Origin of the sequence: Saccharopolyspora soli (assembly GCF_022678645.1) — a bacterium.
Classification (GTDB): Bacteria; Actinomycetota; Actinomycetes; order Mycobacteriales; family Pseudonocardiaceae; genus Saccharopolyspora; species Saccharopolyspora soli.
Genome location: NZ_JALBWV010000007.1, coordinates 167,062 through 189,891 on the forward strand (window position 1 = coordinate 167,062; position 22,830 = coordinate 189,891).

Here is a 22,830-nt window from a genome sequence, read left to right on the forward strand (position 1 = left end):
TGCCCCGCTATCCATCCGAGGAAGTATGGACATGGCCAACCCAGCACCTACCACAGTGGACAGATCAACTCCGGCGGACCCGAGGGCGGTTCGCCGGGCGGCCTGGGCCGGTCTGATCGGCACCACGCTCGAACAGTACGACTTCGTCATCTACGGCACCGCGTCGGCGCTGATCTTCAGCAAGCTGTTCTTCCCCAACGTCTCGCCCGCGGCGGGCATCCTGGCCAGCTTCAGCGCCTACGCGGTCGGCTTCGCCGCCCGGCCGCTGGGCGGGCTGTTCTTCTCCCGCTTCGGCGACCGGCTGGGCCGCAAGTGGGTGCTGGTCGCCACCCTGCTGCTGATGGGCGGCTCCACCCTGGCAATCGGCCTGCTGCCGACCTACGGCCAGGTCGGCCTCCTCGCCCCGGTGCTGCTGGTGATCTGCCGGTTCTTCCAGGGCATGGGCGCCGGAGCCGAACAGGCCGGGGGCGCCACCCTGCTCACCGAGACGGCCCGCACCGGGCGACGCGGCCGACTCGCGTCCCTTGTGATGACCGGTGCGGCACTGGGCACCGCGCTCGGCGCGGTCGCCTGGATCCTGGCCCAACTGCTGCCGGAGGACGCGCTGATGAGCTGGGGCTGGCGGCTGGTGTTCGGCAGCAGCCTGCTGGTGACCATCGCGGCGCTGGTCATCCGGCGCAAGCTCAACGAGAGCCCGGTGTTCCAGGAGCTCAAGGAGCAGCACGAAGAACCCAAGGCACCGGTGTTCGAAACGTTCCGGCAGGGCCGCAAGCCGCTGCTGCTGGTTTTCTTCATGAACCTCGGGATGAACGCGCAGTCCTACACCTACCAGGTGTTCATGGCGTCGTACCTGGTTTCCACGGTGGGTGTGGACCCGGCGTTCGTGCCGAAGGTGCTGCTGGTCGGCTCGATCTGCGGCGGCATCGCGGCGATCGGCTTCGGCGCGCTCTCCGACGTGATCGGCCGCAAACCCACCTACACGGCGATCGTCGCAGCGCTGGTGCTGCTGCCGGGCCCGACGTTCATCGCGCTGAACACCGGCTCGCCGGTGGCCATCACGGTGGCGATCATCGTGGGCTTCATCCTGGCCTGCCAGGGCGCGGTCGGCGTCCAGATGAGCTACTTCCCGGAACTGTTCGGCAACCGCTACCGCTACGCGGGTGTCACCCTGGGCCGCGAGTTCTCGGCGGTGTTCAGCGGCGGCGTGGCCCCGCTGATCTGCGCGGCCCTGCTGGCGGCCTTCAGCGGCTCCTGGATCCCGGTGGCGATCTACATGATGGCGATGATGGCCATCAGCCTGGTCGCTTCGCTGCTGGCCCCGGAAACCAGGGACCGGGACCTGAACACCTCTCGGGACGCCACCGCCCGGTGACCCGATCCGTTTCAGGTGACCGGCGTCAGGAACGCTCCGCCGCGGTGCGCGCCAGCACCCATCCCCGCATCGGGGAAGGCGCACCCCGGCGGAGTACCCAGCCGCACGACGCAGCGTGGTCAGTCCACATCGGACTGATGATCGCGGGTCAGGCGGCGACGGGAGTTCTAGGGCGTCGGGTTGCGGCTTCCTCGCTGGACGGGTTGCGCCTGGCGTCCAGCAGGTAGCCCACCCAGAAGCCCAACACGCCCGCACCGACGACGGCCAACGTTCCGACAGCACGCACCATGGGAGATTTCCCTTTCTCCGCGGCGCTCGATCCCCAGGCCCCGACTAGCCAGGTTGCGCATCATGTTGAACCTGTCCGGTGGCAGCGCCGTTGCCCAAACGATAACGCCCGATTAACTCGCCATCCACGCCACCCCGTGCTTAACCCACGACGGAGTGTCACCCGGCTACCGGACCGGGGATCCGGCTACAACCAGTCCCGTTTCCGGAACGACAGGTAGAGCGCCCCGGAGATGACGAAGATCATCACCGTGGAGGCCCAGAAGCCCCAAATGCTCTGGAAACCCGGGTACGGCACGTTCTGCCCGTAGAATCCGGTGATGGCGGTCGGCACCGCGATGATCGCCGCCCACCCGGTGACCTTCTTCATGATCGTGTTCAGCTGGTAGCTCTGCAGGTTCAGCTGGGTCTCGCGGATGGTGGTGATCAGGTCGCGCAACGACTCGGTCCACTCCGAGGCCCGCAGCACGTGATCGTAGACGTCCTGGTAGTAGGGCGTCATCGCGTCGTCGACGAGCGCCAGGTCGCGGCGCATCAGGGTGTTGACGACCTCGCGCATCGGGAGCACGACGCGTCGCAGGTGCACCAGGCTCTTGCGCAGGTGCAGCGAACGGCGCTGCAGCCGCGCGTGCTGCGGCCGCTCGTCGAAGACCAGGTCTTCGAGTTCCTCGATCTGCTCGTCCATGATCTGCGCGGCCTCGAAGTGCCCGTCGACGACGTAGTCCAGCAGCCCGTGCACCAGGAAGCCGACGCCGGACTTGGCCAGCGCGCTGGCGGAATCCCAGCGCTGCACCACCGCGTCGATGTCGAACCGCTCGTTCTTGCGAACCGTCACCAGCGCGCGGTCGGTGATGAAGGCCGACAGCTCGCACGACGCCAGGGTGCCGGTGCGGCCGTCCAGGTGCACGGAGTAGGCGGTCAGCAGCGCGTGGGTGTCGAAGCAGTCGACCTTGGCGCGTTGGTTCTGGTGCACCGCACCTTCCACCGCGATCTCGTGCAAGCCCAACTCGTCGGCGATGGCGGCCAGATCGGCCGCGGACGGACCGCAGAAGTCCAGCCACACGGTCGCGCTGGGATCGGCGAGGTGTTCGGAGACGTCATCGACCGGGAAGTTCTCCGATTCGAGAACCCCGTTGCGGTAGAGGCGGGTACGAGCCATAGCGCGGCGTAGCGTAACCCGATCAAGTGAACGAGGACAGCACGGGCTGAAACATCCCAAACGCCCGGTTCAACCGTCTTCGGGCGGTGCGTCGGGCTTGTCAGTGGTCGTGCCTAGATGGGTGCGAGACCGCGCGCGTCCCGCCGCACCTCCGGCCACGGCTTGCGAGCCTCGTCGAGGATCGTCGACACGCACGCCACGATCTGGTCGGTCGCCCTCGCCAGTTCCCGCACGTCGTCGGCATGGTCGGCCGGATCGATCCCGGCCCGCTGCAACAGCGGCGCGACGTCCCGCAGCCGGTCGCCGAGCCAGCCGGTGGGGTCCTGGCTCAGCGCCGGGTCGAAGACCCGCCGCCCCGGCTCGCCGCCGGTCATCATCGGGTGCCAGTGCATCCGGTCGGCGGCACCGGGACGCGATTCGAGCAGGTCGAACCGGCACACCCCGTGGCCCAACCGGACCGGGTGGGAGGCGTAGATGGACCCGGCATCGGCGACCTCGACCAGCCCGCGCAGCTCGATGCGCACGCCGCGCTCCCGCACGTCCGGATCGGTTGCGCGGTTGGGATCGAGGAAGTCGATGCCTTCCACCGTCACGGCCAGGTTCTGGAAGCAAAAGACGCGGTACACACCAGCACTCAAGCACACCTCCGGCGGGGGCCACAAGGAAAGCCACCCGGATCGACGTCTGATCCACAGTGGACACGTCCCAGCGGGGAACAACACCGCCGCGCTCCAGCGGGTCCCGTGGTGTCGCGGCCTGGGGTCGGTTCTACCCTGCCGGGTATGGGTACTTCCAGTGATCGCGCTCCGCTGCCCATTCCGGCCGATACCGCGGACCTGCGCAGCGGGCCGTCGCTGCACGACGCGTGTGGTCCGCTGCGAGCGCTGGTCGGGGTGTGGCGCGGGGATGGCGAAGTCGATTACCCGAGCATCGAGGGGCCGTACCGGTTCGGGCAGCAGCTCACGATCTCCCACGACGGGCGGCCGTTCCTGCGCCACGAAGCCCGCGCTTGGCTGCTCGACGCCGCGGGCGAGGTGATCCGCCCGGCGGCCTGGGAGACCGGCTGGTGGCGACCGCAGCCCGACGGCACCGTGGAGCTGTTGATCTCGCACTGCACCGGAATCCTGGAGCTGTTCTACGGCACGGCGGGCCAGCAGCACTGGGAGCTTTCCACCGACACCGTCGTCCGGACCGCGAGCGCGAAGGACGTCGAGGCCGCGCAGCGCAGCTACGCGCTCAACGGCGAAGGGGCGCTCGATTACACCGAGAGCCGCGCGATGGTCGGACTGCCGATGACGCCGCACGTCGCCGCCCGACTCAACCGCATCGTCTGATCCGAAGTCCAATGTAGACATGATTCGGCTACTCCTTCGAACAGCTCAAGTCAATCGCCACATCCGTCTTTTCTGGCGCGGCGACCGCCCCCTGGCATCACTCGATCGGCCGTGCGGGACAACAAGATCCACACTGGATCTCGCCGAAAACCACTGCACCAGCGGAGGAATCAACCGTCAGGTTGACCGATCCCGATGATGCGACGCCTTCCACCGCAGGACACCCGTTTGCTAGGCTAACTTCAGCTCGTCCCGGCTCGGAAACGACAGTCACGATTCCGACCGAACCCAGTGCTGCCGCGCCGATTCTCGCCGACGCCGCAGCGACCGCCGAACGCTCCGCTGCGAAGGAGACACGGCAAATGACCGGGCTCATCGACTGCGACGTGCACCATGCGGTGCCGGAGATCTCCGCGCTCTTCCCCTACCTGCCGAGCAGGTGGAGCGATTACTGCGTCGAACACGGCGTGCAGAGCCTCGCCCCGGACTTCTACCCGCCGAACATGGCGCTGTCCGCCCGGCCCGAATCGCGCACCGGCACCACGCCGCCGGGCTCGGATCCCGCGGTGCTGCGCACCCAGGTCCTCGACGACGCACCGGCGGAGCTGGCGATCGTGAACTGCCTCTACGCCGTGCAGCCGATCCACAACGAGGACTGGGCGGTGGCGATGGCCGCCGGGCTCAACGACTGGCAGGCCGACCAATGGCTGGACGCCGACCCGCGGCTGCGCGCCTCGATCGTGGTGCCGCCGCAGAATCCCGCGCGGGCCGCCGCGGAGATCCGCCGAATGGCCGATCAGCCGGGCTTCGTCCAAGTCCTGCTGCTGGCCTTCTCGGAAATGCCCTTGGGACGCCGCCACTACTGGCCGATCTACGAGGCCGCCGCCGAAGCCGGGCTGCCGGTGGGCGTGCATCCCGGCGTCGCGGGCGCGAACCCGCTGTCACCGGTGGGCTGGCCGTCGTACTGCATCGAGGACTACGCGGGCGTTTCCAACGTGATGCAGTCGCAGCTGATCAGCCTCGTGTGCGAAGGCGTTTTCCAGCAATACCCGAACCTGCGGGTCGTGCTGCTGGAAAGCGGCGTGAGCTGGCTGCCATCGTTGCTGTGGCGGCTGGACAAGAACTGGAAGGGCACCCGCCGGGAGGTCCCCTGGGTGACCGTCCCACCGTCGGAGGTGATCCGCGAGCACGTCCGATTCACCGTCGCGCCCTTCGACGGCCCGCCGGAGACCGCCGACGTCCTGCGGCTGGTCGAACAACTGGGCTCGGCGGACGTGCTGCTGTACGCCAGCGACTACCCGCACTGGCACCACCGCGACGCCGCAACCTCGCTGCTGCGCCACCTCAGCGCCGACGACCGCGCCAAAGTCGAACGAGGCAACGCCGAGGCGCTCTACGGGCTCTAGTCCTCGGCTTCGCGGCGCACCTACCGGAACGGCTCACGGACATCGCGAACTCAACGAGGAGGTCTCCGATGGCTCGCCCGCTGACGGCGTCGTCGGTCGCGGACCCGACCAGCACCGGTCTGATCGACTGCGACGTGCACAACACCGTGGCGTCCCCCGCCGCGCTGCACCAGTACCTACCGGCCAAGTGGCGCCGCTACGCGGAACTGGTCGGCTCCCGAACGTATTCGCCTTACCAGAACGGGTATTGCTACCCGAAGATGAGTCCGGCGGGCGGTTCGCGCATCGACTCCTGGCCGCCGTCCGGTCAGGTCCCCGGCTCCGACCTGGACTTCATGCGCGAACAGTTGCTCGACCTGTACCAGATCGACTTCGCGATCCTGAACTGCCTGTACCGGGCGGCCGAGCAGCGCAACGAGGAGTACGGGTGCGCGCTGGCCCGCGCGATCAACGAGTGGCAGGTCGAGCACTGGCTGGAGCGGGATTCCCGGCTGCGCGCGTCGATCAGCATCGCCTTCGAGACCCCGGAGCTGGCCGCCGCCGAGGTCGAACGCGCCGCCGCGCACCCCGGTTTCGTGCAGGTCCTGCTGTTCCCGCGCACCAAGGAACCGCTGGGCCGCCGCCGCTACTGGCCGATCTACGAAGCGGCGCAGCGCTGCGGGCTGCCGGTGGGCATCCACTTCGCCTCCACCACGGTCAACCCGATCACCGGCGCTGGCTGGCCGTCCTACTACCTCGAGGACCACACCGCGATGTCGATGGCCTTCCAGGCGCAGCTGACCAGCCTGATCATGGAAGGGGTCTTCGACCGCTTCCCGAACTTGCGGATCGCGCTGATCGAGGGCGGGTTCGCCTGGCTGCCGCCGCTGCTGTGGCGGCTGGACGACCTGTACCACCGGATGCGCGAGGAGGTGCCGCACCTGTCGCGGCTGCCCTCGGAATACGTCCGCGACCAGGTCCGGCTCACCACCCAGCCGATGGAGGAACCGGGCGATCCCCGCCACCTGCTGGACCTCATCGAACAGCTCGGCCCGCAGAGCCTGATGTTCTCCACCGACTACCCGCACTGGGATTTCGACAACCCGCACCGGGCCTTCCAGGTGAAGCTGCCGCGCGAACTGCACCGGCAGCTGATGTACGACAACGCCGACGGGTTCTACCGGTTCGGGCGGTGACGCGGTGAGCGAGCGGCGAGTCTTCGTGGTCGGCACCACCGCCGAACTCCCGCCGGGCAGCCGCCGGATCGTCGACATCGACGGGCGCTCGGTCGGGGTGTTCAACATCGACGGCGACTACTTCGCGGTGCGCAACACTTGCCCGCACGCCAGCGGGCCGCTGTGCCTGGGCAGGTTGTCCGGTCTGGTGGTCTCCACCACTCCCGGGCAGTACGAATACCTGCGGCGCGGCGAGTTCCTGCGCTGCCCGTGGCACCAGTGGGAGTTCGACATCCGCACCGGCCAGTCCTGGTTCGACCCGAACAAGACCCGGGTCGGCCGCTTCGACGTGGACGTGCGCACCGGCGCGGACCTGATGACCGGCGAGGACGACCTGCGGCGGGCCGGGATGACCAAGGGCCCGTACGTCGCCGAGACCTACCCGGTCGCGCTCGACGGCGAGTACGTCGTCGTCACGCTCTGACACCGGTTCACCACACCCGCACGCGATTCGCACCAGTGCTCACCTGGGTGCGTCGCGCCCGCGGGTGGCCAGGGCCGATCGCGCGGTGAGGAGACCCAATGACGTCTGGACAACAGGAAAGCCGACCGCAGGCACCTCCAGCGGTCACCGCCCCGCGCACCTTCGGCGGCTACCTGCGCAACATCGGGCCGGGCCTGGTGGTCAGCATGTCCTGGCTGGGCGCGGGTGACCTGGTCAGCTCCTCGGTATCCGGCGGCAACTACGGCTACGCGCTGATGTGGGCGCTGGTGCTCGCGCTGTTCAGCAGGCTGTTCTTCACCCTGGCGATCGCCCGGTACGGACTGTGCAACTCCGTCGGCGACCAGTCGATCATCAGCGGTTTCGGCCGGTTGTGGCGGCACCTGCCGGTGCTCGTCGGGGTGTTGTCGTTCATCGCCGGTTTCATCCTGCAGACCTACATGGCGGTGGCCGTCGGCACCGCGCTGTACCACCTCAGCGGCGGCTTCGGCGGCCAGACCTGGGGCGTCTTCGACTGGACCGTGGTCACGGTGGCGGTGACGGCCCTGATGTTGTGGCGCAACAACCGCTACACCTGGTTGGAGATCATCGCGCGGGCGACGGTGGCCGTCCTGGTGATCAGCTTCGTCACCGCTGCCGTGCTGGCCCGGCCGGACCTCGGTGCACTGGCCGCCGGGTTGGCGTTCGACCTACCGGCCGACCAGGGCGTGTTCTCCACCGTGCTGGTCGCCGCGGCGATCATCGGTGCGGTCGGCGGGTCGGCGGGCAACCTGATGTACCCCGAGTTCACCAGGGAGAAGGGCTGGCACGGTCCGGCGTTCCTGCCGTTGCAACGCGTCGACCTGCTCGCCGGGGTGCTGGCGGTGATCGTGGTGAACCTGTCGGTGTGGGTGGTCGGCGCGGAGATCGTCCGGCCGTACGGGCTGCAGGTCGACGGCATCGATGACTTGGCCGAGATGATGCGGCTGGCGGTCGGCCCGGCCGGTCCGTGGATCTTCTGGCTGGGGCTGTTCTTCGTGGCGTTCAGCTCGTTCCCGTCCTACGCCACCGGCTACACGAAGATCCTCTTCAGCGGGCTCTACGAGTCGCTTCCGAAGCGCCGGGAGCGCTACCGCGACGGCGCCCGCGATCCGCTGTTCAACGTGCTGCAGATCGGCGTGATGGTGGTGCTCCCGCTGGCCTTCGCACTGCCTGGGCTACCCGACGTGCTGGTGCTGACCATCGTCGGCAGTTCCATCACCGGAATCCTGGCGCCGATCATCCTGATCGGCACCATCGCGCTGACGGCCAGCAAGCGGTTCATGATCCCGGCATACGCCAACCGGTGGTGGATGAACGTCATCCTCTGCGCGGTCGGCGTCATCGGACTGTGGGCGGCCTACGGCACGATTGCGGGCCTCATCGACCTGGCTCGCTAGCGGGCTTCCTCGACCTCGTCGCGCGTGGTAGTGCCGGTGCTCACGTTCAGGCTCTGAATCCTCGTCACCACCAGAAACGCAGCTATGCTGACGACATGAGTCAGGACGATCCCGCTGTCGAGGCAACCGACGGGATCGCTCGCGCAGCCGCCGAAGTTCGTTCGGGCGTGATGCGGTTAGCACGTCGATTGCGCGTCGAGCACGAGCCCGGCGAGATGACCCTGGGCCGCTTGGCCGTGCTTGGCCGCCTGGAGCGCGATGGTCCGACCAATGCCAGTGCGCTGGCCGCCGCCGATCGCGTCACGCCGCAGTCCATGGCGCGCATCGTGCAGTACCTAATCGACGCCGAACTGGCCGAACGCGATCTAGACCCGAACGACCGCCGGGCGGCCATCATCCGGATCACCGAAGCCGGTCGCCGCCAGGTGGCACGCGACCGGGAGCAGCGGGAAGCCTGGCTGGCGCAGGCCATGGCCGAACTCACCGACGTGGAGCGGGAGCTCCTGGTGCTCAGCGCACGGCTGCTGGATCGGCTGGCCGACGCCTGACGCCCCGCTGTTTTCATCCCTGCACCCGAGATCGAGACGATGTCACTGACGATGCCCGACACTGCCCGGCAAAAAGACAGCAACACTGAAGACTGGTTGCGGTCGGAGAAGTCCGCAGCCGCCGCACGGGAGCTGCCGGGCAAGTTCGTCACGCCGATCGCGTTCGGCACCATCCTGCAACCGCTGAACTCGTCGATGATCGCGGTCGCGCTGGTCGGCATCCGCGACTACTTCAACGCGGGCACCTCGGTGACGTGGCTGGTCTCGGCGCTCTACCTGGCCACCGCAGTGGCCGCCCCGGCGATGGGGCGGATCGCCGACGTGTTCGGCCCGCGCCGCACCAGTCTGGTCGGCCTCATCCTGGTCGGCGCCGTCTCGGCCGCGGCGCCGTTCGCCCCGAACGTGGCGGTGCTCGTCGGCTGCCGCATCCTCATCGGCATCGGCACGGCGGCCCAGTACCCGTGCGGGGTGGCGATGATCCGCCGCGCCGCGGACGAGTCGCGGGCCCGGCCGAACAACGCGCTCGGGGCGCTCGCCGCCTGGTCGCAGGTCACCGCCGCGCTCGGCCCCACCCTCGGTGGGCTGCTGGTCGGCGGCTTCGGCTGGGCCGGGGTGTTCTGGATCAACGTGCCGCTGGCGCTGATCGGCGGCGCGGTGATCGTGCGGTGGGGGCCGGTCGATCCCCCGAAGCAGGTCCGCGGCGGCGGGCGGCTGAGGGCGCTCCTGCGGGTCGACCCGGTCGGCATGCTGCTGTTCGCCGTCGCCATCACCGCGCTGATGTTCTGGCTGCTGTCGCTGTCCGCGACGCCCGTGTGGTGGTGGCTGGCCATCGCCGCACCGGCTACCGCGCTCACCGCCTGGTGGAGCCTGCGCACCCACGACCCGTTCCTGGACGTCCGGCTGCTGGCCCGGCGTGGCCTGTCGTTCACCTACGTGCGGACGATCGTGACGTACACGGCCTTCTACTGCGTCTTCTACGGCCTACCGCAATGGCTGGAGGAGACCCGCGGGCTCGGCCCGACCGGAGCCGGTCTCGTGGTGCTGCCGATCGCGGCGGTCGGTGTCCTGTCCACGCTGCTGGCGACCCGCCTGCAACGCAACCACGGCCCCCGCGCGGCGTTGATCACCGGAACCGCCGTGCTGAGCGTCGGCGGTCTGCTGCTGACCTTGCCCAACGCCGATTCGCCGATCCTGCCGCTGCTCGGGATCGCCGCGATGCTGGGACTGCCCAACGGCTTCAACAACATCGGCAACCAGCGCGCGATGTACATGGTCGCCCCGGCCGACCAGATGGGCGCGGCATCCGGGTTGTACCGGGCGTCCCAGTACGTCGGCGCGAACCTGTCCGCCGCCCTGTTGGCCCTGGTCATCGGTGATAGCGCCGACGACCTCGGACTGCACCGGATGGGCCTGGCGGTCGCGACGATCGCCGCTGTCCTGCTGGCCGCCTCGCTGTTCGGCCTGCTCCGCGAGCGCCTGACCTGCAAGAAGTCGCGAAACACGTGAGGACTGCGCGGCGGAGCCGGAGCAGGAGCAGGACGAAGGCCCCGCACCTGGGATGCGGGGCCTTCGCCGTGCTCAGGGGCCGGTCCGGGTCGGACCGGCCGGAAGGGTCGAACTCAGACGATGCGGACGTCCGCTGCCTGCGGCCCCTTCGGGCCCTGGCTGACCTCGTAGGTCACCTTCTGGTCCTCGTCGAGGCTGCGGAAGCCGCGAGCATCGATCGCCGAGTAGTGCACGAAGACGTCCGGGCCTCCGTCGTCCGGGGCGATGAAGCCGAAGCCCTTTTCCGAGTTGAACCACTTCACGGTTCCCTGTGCCATGTCTCTCTCCTTCTGGGAGCCGGTACTACTACAGGCGGCCACACTTCGTGACCACCTCGGTCGCGGATTTCGAACGGCGACTTCTCCAGCTACAACCAGATAGCAGCACGCTCGCATCACCATCCTGCGAGTGTGCGCGAACACGACCCCAGAAAATACGACCGCCGTAAACAGTACACCCAGGACGAAGATCGCGCCGGGGCGGATCGCCCGGCGTGTCGCAGCCATCGGCCGGTGGCGCGCCTTGGCCTACGGCGCCGCCCACCACCGGCGCGTCAGCGCCGCCCCGAGCAGCGCGCCCACGGTGTTGACCAGCCGCGCGAAGGCGGCGAAGCGCATCGCCAGGAATGCACCGAACGCGGCGAGCACCAGCAAGTTGCCAACCAGTTGCACGACCAGCGCGGTGGTCCGCCCGCCGAACAGGCCGGGCAGGTCGACCAACGGAGCCACCGCCACGCCCCGCTCACCTCCAGCAAGACGTCCGAACCGGACATCGGTTCCCACTGTCTACTGTGGAGTTTCGCGGCGGCCTTGCCACGGCGGCACATCTCTAGTGGAATCGGCGCGGACACCGACGGGAGATGGTCATGCCCAGTGCGCTGCTCGACGGCCAGGACTTCAAACTCGGCTTGTTCGCCCCCAACTGCTCCGGTGGCCTGGCGGTGACCACCATCCCGGAACGGTGGAGCGCGAGCTGGGACGACAACCTCCGCCTGGCCCTGCTGGCCGACGACGTGGGCATCGACTTCATCCTGCCGATCGCGCGTTGGATCGGTTATGGCGGTGCGACGAACTTCCACGAGGGTGTGCTGGAGCCGATCCCGTGGGCCGCCGGGCTGCTCACCGCCACCCGGCGGATCACCATCTTCGCCACCGTGCACACCGCGTTCAACCATCCGGTGGTCAGCGCCAAGCAGTTGGCCACGGTGGACCAGCTCGGCAGTGGCCGGGCTGGTCTGAACATCGTCGCCGGTTGGAACGAGCCGGAATACCGCGCGATGGGTCTGGACCTGCCCACCGAGCACAACGACCGCTATGCCATGGCGCAGGAGTGGTGGGACATCGTCCGCACCCTGTGGAGCCGCGACGGGCGTTACAACCTCGACGGGCGGTTCTTCTCGCTGCGCGGCGTGGAGTCGGTGCCCAAGCCGCGAAACGGCGCGTTGCCGCTGCTCAACGCCGGATCCAGTCCGCAAGGGCGGTCGTTCGCCGCCCGCAACGCCGATTTCGTGTTCACCATCATCGGCGACGCCGCCGAGGGTTCCGAGGTCGTCGCGCAACTGACCACGGCGGCCAGGGCTGGCTTCGACCGGCAGGTCGGGGTGATGTCACCGGCGCACGTGGTGTGCCGCCCCACCCGCGCCGAAGCCGCGGAGTACCTGCACTACTACGCCGAGGAGCACGCGGACTGGGATGCGGTGGACAACCTGATGCGCTTGCAGGGCATGCACGCGCAGTCGTTCACCAAGGCGATGCTCGCGGCCTTCCGATCGCGCTTCGCGGCTGGCCACGGCACCTGCCCGCTGATCGGCTCGCTGGACGACATCGCCGACGAGATCGAGAAGTACGCCACCGCTGGCCTGTCCGGCATGACGCTGTCCTTCGTGGACTACGTAACCGAACTCGAACACTTCGCGGCCGAGGTGATTCCCCGGCTGGAAGCCAAGGGCGTCCGCCTCCCCCGCTCGTGAGCGAGGCGGCTACTCGAAGCGGGCCGTGTCGCCCGCGCCGCGGCGGACGATCTCCGGCTCAGGACCGGAGAAGTCGATCACGGTGGTCGGCTCGGTGCCGCAGTCGCCGGAGTCGATCACCGCGTCCAGCACGTGGTCGAGCTCGTCCTTGATCTGCCAGCCCTGGGTCATCGGTTCTTCCTCGCCGGGCAGCAGGAGCGTGCTGGACAGCATCGGCTCGCCGAGTTCGGCCAGCAGCGCCTGCACCACGACGTGATCCGGGATCCGCACGCCGACGGTCTTCTTCTTCGGGTGCAGCAATCGGCGCGGCACTTCCTTGGTGGCCGGGAGGATGAAGGTGTAGCTGCCCGGCGTCGATGCCTTGATCGCGCGGAACACCGCGTTGTTGATGATCACGAACTGGCCGAGCTGCGCGAAGTTCTGGCAGACCAGCGTGAAGTGGTGCCGGTCGTCGAGTTGTCGGATGGCTCGGATCCGGTCGATGCCGTCCTTGTTCCCCAGCTGGCTGCCGAGCGCGAAGCACGAGTCCGTCGGGTATGCGATCAGGCCGTTGTCGCGAACGATGTCCACCACCTGGCCGATCGCGCGCCGCTGCGGGTTCTCCGGATGCACGTCGAAGTACTTCGCCATACCCCGAGCTTAGAATCCGCCACCGCGCCGGGCCGACTCGCGGTGGCCATCGGCGTGGCGGCGGTCGCTAGTGCTGTTCGGGCAGCGGCCGGTGCAGCCAGTCGCGGTAGAACGCTTCGAGGTCCGGCAGGAAGTCGAAGACGATTGGGAAGCCCGGTGGTGCCGCTTCCACCTCCAGTAGCGTCGTGCAGCCGGGGCAGATGAACTCCCGGATCTCCATCCACTCCGGGTCGCAGGAGAAGCGGCCCGGATAGATCTCCTCGATGCTCGCCCGGTCGCCGCGCACCCGGACCAGGGCACCCAGCTTCCAGTTCTGCCGGTAGTCGCCGAACTCCTGGCCGCAGTCGCACTTGACGATCCGGCCAGCTTCGGCCTGCACGATGTAGAGGTGTTCCCCGATGGGCAACAGGATCTCCTCGGACCATCCGACGCGGTCCTGCAGGATCTCGCGGTAGACGTCGAAGCGGTCCTCGTCCTTGTAGGAGCTCATGATCGTCCTGGCCGACGGCCAGGGCAGGGTCCCGTCGATCAGGTCCCGGATGGTGGTCTTGTCGTAGCTCGGCACAGCGGTTCCTATCTGCCTGCGGATCAGCGGTCCGATCGCGGGGCGAACTCGAAGTCGGCGGGCAGCGACCAGAAGTCGCGCAGCTCCGCGGCGAACCGGTCGGACATCGTCATGCTGTCCCGGTACATCTCCCGGACCTCGACCGCGAAGTCCTGGTCGACGACGCGTTGGCGTTCCCGCGCGATCCAGTCCCGCACCGGGACGGCGTGCGCGGACCGCTCGTCGCGGATGCGCTGCCGCCGCGCCGCAGTTCGCTCGGCGAGCACCGCACAGCTGTACTCGCCGACCTCGACGACGACGCCGTAGACCGCTTCGGCCGACTGCGCCGTCACATAGCCGTTGGCGACATCCCGCGCCACCGAGTCCGGATCGCGTTCGAGCGGGTCGCCGTAACCGCCACCGCCGTTGTAGGAGTGGGCGAACACATCGCCGTCCCGCAGCGGTTCGGCGAGATACGGCCCTTCGACCACGTTTGGCTTGTTCGCAACGAGCTTCTCGACGTCGGTCTCGTGCGGGTCCGTGCCCAGCGAGTGCGGCAGCGGGGCTCGCTTCGCCGCCAGACCCGCGATGTCGGCGTCCTGCGCCGCGTAGTGCAGCTGCACGGTCGGAGCCGGGTAGCCGCCGCACATCCCCGCGTTGTCGAACACCCGGCTGGAGTGTTCGGACGTGGCGATGATGAGCTGCGGGGTCCGGTTCACCACCCACAGCGACTCGAACCCGGTGCCGCCCCGGTAGCGGCCGTAGCCGCCGGAGTTCGCGCTGATGGTCCGTCCCAAGTAGACCATCGGCATGTCCTGTTCCCAGATCTCCATGTTGCCCATGTCGGATTCCGGGTTCCAGCCCACGTAGGCGGTGTCCAGCCCGTCTTTGATCCCGAGCGCTCCGCTGCCCGCCGCGGCGCACTCGAACAGGGCGATGCCGAACATGCTGCCGTACTGGCTCTGCCCGCCCATCTCGATCATCGGGCTGTTCACCTGGCCGACGAACACCTCTTCCTGGTAACCGCGCCCCAGGAAGCCACGGCTGAGCAGCCGTTGGAAACAGCCGAACGCGGGCAGCAGCAACGCCCACGACGTCGCCGTCGCCGCCGTCTCGACCTGGGGATTGGTCCAGGTGCCCGGCGGCAGGTTCATCCCGGTCGCCAGCCATGCCCCGTCGTTGACCTTGCCGTCGAAGTTCATGTGCTGGGTCAGCGTCACGAACAACCCGCCGTCCATCCCGGCGGGTGTGCAGTTCATCGAGTGGTAGCCCCACGAGTTCGTGCCGTCGAAATCCAGGTGCAGCTTGCCCTCCGGGGAGATCTCCAGCTCCATCGGGATCGCGTACAGCCAGTTCTTGTTGCCCAGCGGCAGAACGCCCTGCTTGCCCTCGGTGACGTGCCCGAAGAAGGTGTGCCCGCGGTAGCGGCCGGGCACCATAAGCTGCCGGACGCGGGCCAGCTGTGCGCGGCGCCCTTCCTCGATGAACTCCCTGGTCGCCCTCTTGTAGTAATCCACCCCGATCTGCTCGATCAGCTCCTTGAGCTGTTCGCGGACCTCCAGGCAGGCCGCGACCTTCGCCTTCTCGTCGAGCACCCAGTAGATGGGCATGCGCAGGTTGCGTTCGAGGCGGATCAGATAGTCGCGGCGCAGTTCGTCGTTCTCGCCCACCTTCTCGGCGCAGACCATCAGACCTTCGGTGAACCGCTCCTGGGAGAGCGCGACATCGCCGCCGGGGGTGATGCCGCCGACTTCGAGTTCGTGGCAGACCGCGGCGACCCAGCCGATCAGCTCGTCGTCGTGGAAGATCGGGATCACGTCGATGACATCCGGTGCCTGCACGGTGCCGATGAAGGCGTCGTTGTTGGCGAAGATGTCGCCGGGCCGGATCTTCGGCGAGTCCTCGTAGTCGTTCTGGATCATCCACTTGATGAACCGGCTCGCGGTGTGGACGTGCACCATGATGCCGGTGGACAGCGCGATCGCGTCGCCTTCGGGGGTGTAGAGGGCGACCACGCTCTCCCCGACCTCGCGCACTCCCGGCGAGGCGGAGATCCGCCGGGCCATTTCGCGCGCCGAGACCACCATCGAGCGGAGCTTGATGTGCAGGCTCTCGTACTTCAACGGATCCTCGTCGCGGAGCGCGAGCTCGTCCACCCCGGCGTAGCTGCCGGTTTCCCGCAGCAGCCGGTCGCTTTCCAGCAGCCGCTCCTTCAACGTCTTCGCGGCGGTCCTGGTCATCTCACGTGCAGACATCGAGTCATCCTTGTCCTCGCCGAAGGTGCGTGCTCAGGCGTGCTCGTAGTGCAGGATCGTCCACTCGTCGATCCACACCCGGTCGCCAGCCGGGATCACGAGCGTGGTCGCCGGGTGTTCGACCACCGCAGGTCCGGCGATCTCGTTGCCGGGGCGCAGCAGGTCCATCTCCCACAGCGACGCCTCGTGCCACTGCCGGTTGTAGTACATCGGGCGGGTGCCCTTGGTGGCCTCGTGCGACGGAGTCGGGCCTTCGAGCGGTTTGCGGGTCAGTCGCGGTTTGATCTTGCCCACCTTCGCCAGCAGTCCGAGCTCGGTGATGCTGTGCCCGGCTTCGCGGTACTGCGCCACGGGACGGTTGATCGCGGTGTAGAGCCGCTCGAACTCCTCGACCATCATGTCCAGATCGGCGTCCGAGGTGATCTTCCGCAGCTGCAGCGGCACCTCGACGTCCTCCAACTGCCCGGTGTAGCGCATCATCGCGAACATCCGCAGTTCGACGTCCGCTCGATCGTGGCCCTCCTCGGCCATTTCCCGGCGAGCCGCGTCCTGCAACGCCTGCCACACCGAGTTGATCTCTTCGGCGACCAACCGGCGGTGTTCCTCGGCGGCGTCGGGCGGCAGGGTCAGCTGGACCGAACGGCTGTAACGGCGCAGGTAATCCGCGGTCGTGCAGCCGAAGGCGGAGAACGCCGCGGCGAAGGGGAAGGTGAGGATGCTCTTGAAGCCGAGCCCTCGGCTGTACTCGGCCATGTGCAGCGGCCCGGAGCCGCCGTAGGCCATCAGCGCGTAGTCCGCCGGGTCCACGGCGCGGGCCGAGACCATCTGGCGGATGGCTTCCCTGGCGTCCATCTCCAGCAGGTTGGCCATGCCCTCGGCCGCCTCGTAGAGGTCGATGCCGAGCGGGTCGGCGACCTTCTCCTTGAGCACCTGCTTGGCCTTCTCGACGTTGAGGCGCACCTTGCCGCCGAGGAAGTAGTCCGGGTTGAGCCGACCCATCACCACGTCGCAGTCGCACACGGTGGGCTCGGTGCCGCCCATGTCGAAGGCCACCGGTCCGGGTGTCGAACCGGCGCTCTCCGGCCCGAGGCTGACCTTCTTGGTCAGCGGGTCGACCTTGATGATCGTGCCCGCGCCCGCGCCGATGGTGTCCATCGCGATGGTCGGCAGGTTCAGCTTGAACCGGGCCAGCGTGGGTTCGTTGTCGATCGGGACGTTGCCCCGGGTGATGGCGCTGATGTCGAAGCTCGTGCCGCCCATGTCGCTGACCACCACGGAGTCGACGCCGATGATGTCGCCGACGTACTTCGCGCCCAGGATCCCGCCGACCGGGCCGGAGATCATGGTCTCGTGCAGCCTGGGGTAGCGCACTCCGGCCAGTCCGCCGTAGGACAGCACGGTCTGCACCCCGTATCGGAATCCCTTTTCCTGGCAAGCCTTTTCGACGCCGATGAGCTGTTCGCGGCTGCGGTCGGCGGCGTACGCCTCGATGACGACGCTGTTGAGCCGGGACTGTTCCCGGACCACCGGCCGGACCGCGGCGGACAGGTAGATCGGCAGCTCGACGCCGTGTTCGGCCAGCACCGATTTGGCGATGTCGGCGATCTGCCGTTCGTGCGCGTCGTCGACGTAGGAGAACATGCAGCAGACGCAGATCGCCTCAACCCGTTGTGCCAGCAGGTCTTCGACGGCGCTAATCACCTCGTGCTCGTAGACCGGTGCCACCTCGGTGCCGAACTGGTCGATGCGTTCGGTCACGCCGTGCACGAGGTTTCGCGGGACGAGCGGCTCCGGGTGCGCGTGCGTGACGGCGTGCAACCGGTCGGGATAGGAGTACCCCGCCCAGGACTGCAGGCCTCGCCCCATGAGCACGGCGTCCTCCATGCCGCGGGTGACGAGCAGGCCGACGCGCTGGCCGGTGCGGGACAGCAGCGAGTTGAGCATCCCGGTTCCGGAGTACAGCACGACCGCAAGTTGCTCGAAGGTCTCGCGGGGGGCGAGCCCCCACTGCCCGGCGGCGTCCGCGGCGGACTCCAGGAATCCCTCGAACTCGTTGTGCGGGGTCGTCGAGGCTTTGCCCACCGCGAAGTGTCCGTGTTCGTCGACGAGGAGGGTGTCGGTCATCGTGCCACCCGCGTCGATGCCCAGTACGAGAGGTCGGAAATCGTTCACAGGCTTGCCTCCAGGTGTGCGCCGACCCGGCACCCCAGGATCTACGCACTGCGCAGTCAAATCGAGGATAGGCTATGCAACGCGTAGAATCGTCTCCGGAAATCTACGCATAGTCAAGACCACGGGATCGATGCGGATCCCGGACGGGAACCGGGAACTACGCGCGCCGCGCTATCAGGATCGGGACGGGCCCGTGGTCACTCAGCCGGGACCGAGGCGGTGCCGCCCGCGAAATTCGGGTACACGTAAGACACTTTGTGCATCTTGATCTCTTGGAAGGTCTCCGCGCCCGTGACGCCCGCCACCTCGGGCAACCGCTCGTGCAGTATCTGCCAGAGGTGTTCGTGGTCGCGGCAGACGAACTGGACGTACAGGTCGGCGCGACCGGTGCAGGACGAGATGTAGGTGATCTCGTCCCACGGCATCAACGCGTCGATGACGGCCTGCTGCTGTCCGATTTGAACCGTCAGCAGGGTGAACGCCATGACGCTGTAACCGAGTTTGGCCGGATCGGCGATCGCCGCGATGGTCAGCACGCCCTCGGCTTGCATGCGGTTGGCACGACTGCGCACGGTGCCTTCGGAAACTCCGAGCTCCCGCGCGATCTCGCGGTAGGCCGCCCGACCGTTGAGCTGCAGCAGGCTGAGGATCTTGCTGTCGGTCGGATCCAGCAGCCGGTGACGCGGCTTGCCCGCCGGAGTGTCGTGTTCCCGTACCACGACAGGATCGTAGCTCAGCCGCTCCGGGCGGGCCCTCAAAGCGCAGCGGACCCACCGTCGACCGGGAAGTTCACCCCCGTCACGAACCGACCCTCATCGGAGGCCAGGAACAGCACCGCGTTGGAAACGTCGATCGGCTCGACCCACGGCTGCGGCAACGCCAGCAGCGTCCCGGATGCCTCCGCGAACTCCGCGGCGGTCGGATTCTCCAGATCCGGCCGGAAAAGCCGGTACACCGCATCGTTCTGGATCATGTCGGTGTTGCAGTTGGTGGGCGATACGACGTTCACCCGCACCGAGTGCGGCGCCAACTCCATCGCCAGCGTGCGCATCAACCCGATCACGCCGTGCTTGGACGCCACGTAGTGGCCGAACTTCGCGAAGCCCTTGGCCCCAGCGTCGGAGGAAGTGATCACGATGGATCCGCCGCGACCGCCGCGCAGCAGGTGCGGGATGCTCGCCTTGCACGCGTTGAACACGCCGGTCAGGTTGACGTCGAGCACATCGCGCCAGTCGCGCTCGGAGATGTCCTGCACCTCGGCGCCGAACTGGAAGATCCCGGCGTTGGCCGCCACGATGTCCAGCGCCCCCAACTCCTCGACAGCCGAGGAAAGCCCGGCTTCCAGCGCGCCGTAGTCGCGCACGTCTGCCTGGGACGCGACGACCCGGCGGCCCTGCTGCCGCACCAGCCGAACGGTCTCGGCGAGATCCGCTTCCGTTGCGGGCGGGTAGAAATCGGCGGTCCGGCCGACCTCCGCGCAGATGTCCACCGCGATGATGTCGGCGCCTTCCTGCGCGAGGCGCACCGCGTGGCTGCGCCCCTGGCCTCGCGCCGCACCGGTGATGAACGCGACCTTGCCGTCAACTCGACCTGTCATGATGCCTCACTCCCACCCGCCCGCGGTCAATCCCGGACGCGCCACTCGATTCGGGACCTCTCCTGCACGCGCTGCCGGTAGTACCAGAGCACACAGGCGAACAGCAGGATGCCGATGCCGACGACCGTCTCGGTCATGCCGCCGTACCCGGTGAGACTCGGGTTCGAAATGCCTACCGCGATGGCGAAAACGTTGACGACGAAGAGCGCGACGGCGATCGCCGTCCAGGGCTTGGCGAGGCGGATCGGTCGGGCGAGATCCGGCTGGTCCCGGCGCAGCAGCACGAACGCGCCGACGGCCAGGGTGACCGCGGCCAGGTAGCCGAGGTTGCTCGCCAGCAGGATCGCGATGGGCTCGCCGAGCAGGATCAGCACCGCGATGTTGATCACCATGTCAGTGGTCAGCGCGCGTCCGGGGACGCCATACCGGTTCAGCACGCCGAGTTGCCTGATCGTGCCGCCGGATCTTGAGATGCCGAACAGCGACCGGCCACCGTCGGCCGTCGCGGTCATCATCGCGATGACGAAGGCGGCCATGATCGGCAACTGGCCGATCCAGGAGTAGTCGCCGAGGATCCGGTCGAAGGCAATTCCGATGTAGCTCACCGGGTTCTGGGCGATGGTGTCCTCACCGACGACCCCGACGGTCGCGTACGGCACGATGAAGTACAGACCGAGGATGAACGCCCCGGAGATCCGCAGCGCCTTCGCGGTGTCCCGGACCGGGTTCTTGTACTCGGCGGCGAAGCTCGCGCAGACCTCGGTGCCGTAGGTGGTCCACGCGGTGATGAAGAACCAGACCACGATCTCCTTCCACCCGAACGGAGAAGAAGTTCCGGAGAAGGTCAACCGACCCGCGTCGAAACCCGCACCGCCGACGAGGAACGGGCCGATCGCCAGCACCAGCAGCCCCACGACCAGCAGCGTCCCGGTCACTTTGGCCACCCCGGCGGCGACCCTGACGCCGAAGTAGTTCAGCGCCCACGCGGCCAGGATCGCGCCGATGGCGATGAGGTAGGGCAGTCCCAGCTCGTGGCCGATCGGCAGCCGGATCGCCAGGTGCGAGTCGGGGAAGAACGCCTCGGTGATCATCTTGCCGAGGACGACGCCTTCGACCGACAGCGACAGCGACCACCCCATCCAGTACCCGAACGCCGCGATCGCGCCCAGCGGGGCGAAATGCCGCTTCCACCCTTCGTAGGCGTAAACCGAGATCCCGCCGGAGCGGTTCGGGAACATCGCCGCCATCTCGGCGAAGAGGTTGTTCTGCAACCAGGCCAGCAAGCAGGCGACGACCCAGATGGCGATGGCGGTCCAGCCGCCGATGGCGCCGATGGTGTACCCGAGCGTCAGGAACAGCCCGATCACCATGTTCAGCGAGAAGATGAACCCGTCCCGCCAGCTCAACCGGCGCACCATGGATGTTGCGCTTCCGGGAACCTGCTGCGTGCCCTCGCCGATGCCCGGACTTCCCGCTGAACTCATCGGAAATTCCTCCAGAGCCGCTGCGGACCCGACGAGGCGGTCACCCCGTCCCAACTCGCGACGCGTTGCGCAAGAGCCTGGGACATCAGGTACGCAAAGTCAAGGTTCGAGCAGGCTGACGCTACGCAATGCGCGGAAAATCGGCTTCCGAACTGCGCTTACGCATCGTTCATCCGACGCCGCCGAACTCATTGTCCACAGTAGCCTGCTGGTCCATCCGGAGCAGGCTCGCGGCCAGCAGGTGCACGCCGGTAGCGACTTGCGCGGCGTCGGTCCACTCGTCGGGGCAGTGGCTGCGACCATCCCGCGACGGCACGAAGATCATGCCCGCCGGACAGCGCGCGGCCAGGTGCGCCGCGTCGTGACCGGCACCGCTGGGCATGGCCTCCCACGACAGGCCGAGCTCGTCGGCGGCGCCTGCGGTCAGGTTCTGCACGGATGGATTCGTCGGCACGACCGGGTTGTCCGCGGACCACTCGATCAGCGCCTCGACCCCGTTCTCCGCGCTGAGCCGCGCGATCTCGTCCACCACCCGCCGCCGCACTCCGGACAACCAGGTCTGGTCTTCGCTGCGGAATTCGGCGGCCAGCAGCGTTCGGCCCGGAACCACGTTCTCTGCACCGGGTTCGATCCGCAGCGCGCCGCAGGTGGCGACCGCGGATTCCGGCCCGGCGCACCCTTCGCGCTCGACGGCCAGGACCGATTTCGCCGCCGCCACCAGCGCATCCCGCCGGTCTCCCATCCGCCGCGTTCCCGCGTGGTCGGCGCGGCCGATGAAGGTCGCGAGGAAGCGCTCGATACCGACGATCGCGGTGACGACTCCGATGTCCATCCCGCGTCGCTCCAGCATCGGCCCCTGCTCGATGTGCAGTTCGAGGTAACCGTGCAGGGGTTCGGTGGCCCAGGTGGGGGCCAGCAGCCCGTTCGGGTCGAGTCCGAAGGCCGTCGCGACGTCGCCGAGGCGCTTGCCGTCCACGCCCGTTCGATCCAGGTCGTCCGCGGTGAGCACCCCGGTCGCGGCCTGACTGCCGAGGCAACTCCCGCTGTAGGGGTTGACCTCCTCGCCGAGGAAGTCGACCACCAGCAGGTCGTGGTCCAGCCTGGTGCCCGTTTCCCGCAACCGGCGCACCACCTCGATCGCGCCGAGCACGCCGACGACCCCGTCGAACCGCCCGCCGCCCTCGACGGTGTCCGTGTGCGAGCCGGTGACCAGCGGCGCTCCCCCGTGCCGACCAGGTAGCCGTCCCACGATGTTGCCCGCCGGGTCGGTGGTGACCGAGAGGCCAGCGTCCCGCATCCGACCGCGCACCCAGTCCCGCGCGGCCCGGTACGGCTCGCTGAACACCCGCCGCGTCCACCCCTCCGAGTCCGGCTCGCACAACCGCGCCAGGTCGTGCAGCTCCGACCAGAGCCGTTCTCGATCGGGTTCCAGCAGTTCGACGTTCATGCAGAT

22 protein-coding genes are annotated in these 22,830 nt (G+C 68.1%); 9 read left to right on the forward strand and 13 right to left on the reverse strand.

Annotated features, from left to right (window positions below):
* Positions 1 to 31 precede the first annotated feature (31 nt).
* Positions 32 to 1,372, forward strand: coding sequence for an MFS transporter (locus tag MOQ72_RS07835; protein WP_242181465.1), 1,341 nt, complete (start codon positions 32 to 34; stop codon positions 1,370 to 1,372).
* A gap of 148 nt (positions 1,373 to 1,520) precedes the next feature.
* On the opposite strand, the gene MOQ72_RS07840 is transcribed toward MOQ72_RS07835, so the two are convergent.
* The 3 genes from MOQ72_RS07840 to MOQ72_RS07850 form a co-directional block, all read right to left on the reverse strand.
* On the reverse strand, positions 1,521 to 1,661 hold the full coding sequence (locus MOQ72_RS07840; protein WP_242181466.1) for a hypothetical protein: 141 nt from the start codon (positions 1,659 to 1,661) through the stop codon (positions 1,521 to 1,523).
* A gap of 186 nt (positions 1,662 to 1,847) precedes the next feature.
* Positions 1,848 to 2,819, reverse strand: a complete 972-nt coding sequence (locus MOQ72_RS07845) for a magnesium transporter CorA family protein (protein ID WP_242181467.1) — start codon at positions 2,817 to 2,819, stop codon at positions 1,848 to 1,850.
* A gap of 113 nt (positions 2,820 to 2,932) precedes the next feature.
* On the reverse strand, positions 2,933 to 3,457 hold the full coding sequence (locus tag MOQ72_RS07850) for a hypothetical protein (protein ID WP_242181468.1): 525 nt from the start codon (positions 3,455 to 3,457) through the stop codon (positions 2,933 to 2,935).
* 144 nt (positions 3,458 to 3,601) lie between these two features.
* Here MOQ72_RS07850 and MOQ72_RS07855 point away from each other — a divergent pair, with 144 nt between their 5' ends.
* The 7 genes from MOQ72_RS07855 to MOQ72_RS07885 all read left to right on the forward strand — a co-directional run bounded on the left by MOQ72_RS07855 (position 3,602) and on the right by MOQ72_RS07885 (position 10,687).
* A complete protein-coding gene (locus tag MOQ72_RS07855; RefSeq protein ID WP_242181469.1) occupies positions 3,602 to 4,153 on the forward strand; it encodes a heme-binding beta-barrel domain-containing protein in 552 nt (183 codons plus the stop codon).
* Between the two features lie 362 nt (positions 4,154 to 4,515).
* Positions 4,516 to 5,559 carry an amidohydrolase family protein gene (locus tag MOQ72_RS07860; RefSeq protein WP_242181470.1) on the forward strand — a complete coding sequence of 348 codons (1,044 nt, stop codon included), beginning with the start codon at positions 4,516 to 4,518 and terminating at the stop codon, positions 5,557 to 5,559.
* 68 nt (positions 5,560 to 5,627) lie between these two features.
* Positions 5,628 to 6,734 (forward strand): amidohydrolase family protein, encoded by a 1,107-nt coding sequence (locus MOQ72_RS07865; RefSeq protein WP_242181471.1) that lies wholly within the window; start codon positions 5,628 to 5,630, stop codon positions 6,732 to 6,734.
* Positions 6,735 to 6,738: 4 nt separating this feature from the next.
* Positions 6,739 to 7,197 carry a Rieske (2Fe-2S) protein gene (locus tag MOQ72_RS07870; RefSeq protein WP_242181472.1) on the forward strand — a complete coding sequence of 153 codons (459 nt, stop codon included), beginning with the start codon at positions 6,739 to 6,741 and terminating at the stop codon, positions 7,195 to 7,197.
* A gap of 98 nt (positions 7,198 to 7,295) precedes the next feature.
* Entirely contained in the window at positions 7,296 to 8,633 is a 1,338-nt protein-coding gene (locus MOQ72_RS07875) for an Nramp family divalent metal transporter (RefSeq protein WP_242181473.1), read from the forward strand.
* A gap of 95 nt (positions 8,634 to 8,728) precedes the next feature.
* Positions 8,729 to 9,181 carry a MarR family winged helix-turn-helix transcriptional regulator gene (locus MOQ72_RS07880; RefSeq protein WP_242181474.1) on the forward strand — a complete coding sequence of 151 codons (453 nt, stop codon included), beginning with the start codon at positions 8,729 to 8,731 and terminating at the stop codon, positions 9,179 to 9,181.
* Positions 9,182 to 9,220: 39 nt separating this feature from the next.
* Positions 9,221 to 10,687, forward strand: a complete 1,467-nt coding sequence (locus MOQ72_RS07885) for an MFS transporter (RefSeq protein ID WP_242181475.1) — start codon at positions 9,221 to 9,223, stop codon at positions 10,685 to 10,687.
* A 113-nt stretch (positions 10,688 to 10,800) separates the two neighbouring features.
* Here MOQ72_RS07885 and MOQ72_RS07890 read toward each other — a convergent pair whose 3' ends face one another.
* Entirely contained in the window at positions 10,801 to 11,004 is a 204-nt protein-coding gene (locus tag MOQ72_RS07890; protein WP_242181476.1) for a cold-shock protein, read from the reverse strand.
* 249 nt (positions 11,005 to 11,253) lie between these two features.
* Entirely contained in the window at positions 11,254 to 11,460 is a 207-nt protein-coding gene (locus MOQ72_RS07895; protein WP_242181477.1) for a hypothetical protein, read from the reverse strand.
* Between the two features lie 131 nt (positions 11,461 to 11,591).
* Between MOQ72_RS07895 and MOQ72_RS07900 the strand changes: the two genes are divergently transcribed.
* Entirely contained in the window at positions 11,592 to 12,695 is a 1,104-nt protein-coding gene (locus MOQ72_RS07900) for an LLM class flavin-dependent oxidoreductase (protein ID WP_242181478.1), read from the forward strand.
* A 9-nt stretch (positions 12,696 to 12,704) separates the two neighbouring features.
* Here MOQ72_RS07900 and MOQ72_RS07905 read toward each other — a convergent pair whose 3' ends face one another.
* The 8 genes from MOQ72_RS07905 to MOQ72_RS07940 form a co-directional block, all read right to left on the reverse strand.
* Positions 12,705 to 13,325: an L-threonylcarbamoyladenylate synthase gene (locus tag MOQ72_RS07905; RefSeq protein WP_242181479.1), complete on the reverse strand. Its 621-nt coding sequence runs from the start codon at positions 13,323 to 13,325 to the stop codon at positions 12,705 to 12,707.
* A 67-nt stretch (positions 13,326 to 13,392) separates the two neighbouring features.
* The gene (locus MOQ72_RS07910) at positions 13,393 to 13,890 is read right to left on the reverse strand and encodes an acetone carboxylase subunit gamma (protein ID WP_242181480.1); all 498 of its coding nucleotides are present in this window, start codon (positions 13,888 to 13,890) and stop codon (positions 13,393 to 13,395) included.
* 23 nt (positions 13,891 to 13,913) lie between these two features.
* Positions 13,914 to 16,124 carry a hydantoinase B/oxoprolinase family protein gene (locus tag MOQ72_RS07915; protein WP_242181481.1) on the reverse strand — a complete coding sequence of 737 codons (2,211 nt, stop codon included), beginning with the start codon at positions 16,122 to 16,124 and terminating at the stop codon, positions 13,914 to 13,916.
* 33 nt (positions 16,125 to 16,157) lie between these two features.
* Positions 16,158 to 18,296 (reverse strand): hydantoinase/oxoprolinase family protein, encoded by a 2,139-nt coding sequence (locus MOQ72_RS07920; protein WP_242181482.1) that lies wholly within the window; start codon positions 18,294 to 18,296, stop codon positions 16,158 to 16,160.
* A gap of 197 nt (positions 18,297 to 18,493) precedes the next feature.
* Positions 18,494 to 19,015, reverse strand: a complete 522-nt coding sequence (locus MOQ72_RS07925; protein WP_242181483.1) for an Lrp/AsnC family transcriptional regulator — start codon at positions 19,013 to 19,015, stop codon at positions 18,494 to 18,496.
* Between the two features lie 35 nt (positions 19,016 to 19,050).
* On the reverse strand, positions 19,051 to 19,893 hold the full coding sequence (locus MOQ72_RS07930; protein WP_242181484.1) for a mycofactocin-coupled SDR family oxidoreductase: 843 nt from the start codon (positions 19,891 to 19,893) through the stop codon (positions 19,051 to 19,053).
* 26 nt (positions 19,894 to 19,919) lie between these two features.
* Positions 19,920 to 21,377 (reverse strand): APC family permease, encoded by a 1,458-nt coding sequence (locus MOQ72_RS07935; RefSeq protein ID WP_242181485.1) that lies wholly within the window; start codon positions 21,375 to 21,377, stop codon positions 19,920 to 19,922.
* A 169-nt stretch (positions 21,378 to 21,546) separates the two neighbouring features.
* On the reverse strand, positions 21,547 to 22,824 hold the full coding sequence (locus tag MOQ72_RS07940) for a M20 family metallo-hydrolase (protein WP_242181486.1): 1,278 nt from the start codon (positions 22,822 to 22,824) through the stop codon (positions 21,547 to 21,549).
* Between the last annotated feature and the right edge of the window lie 6 nt (positions 22,825 to 22,830).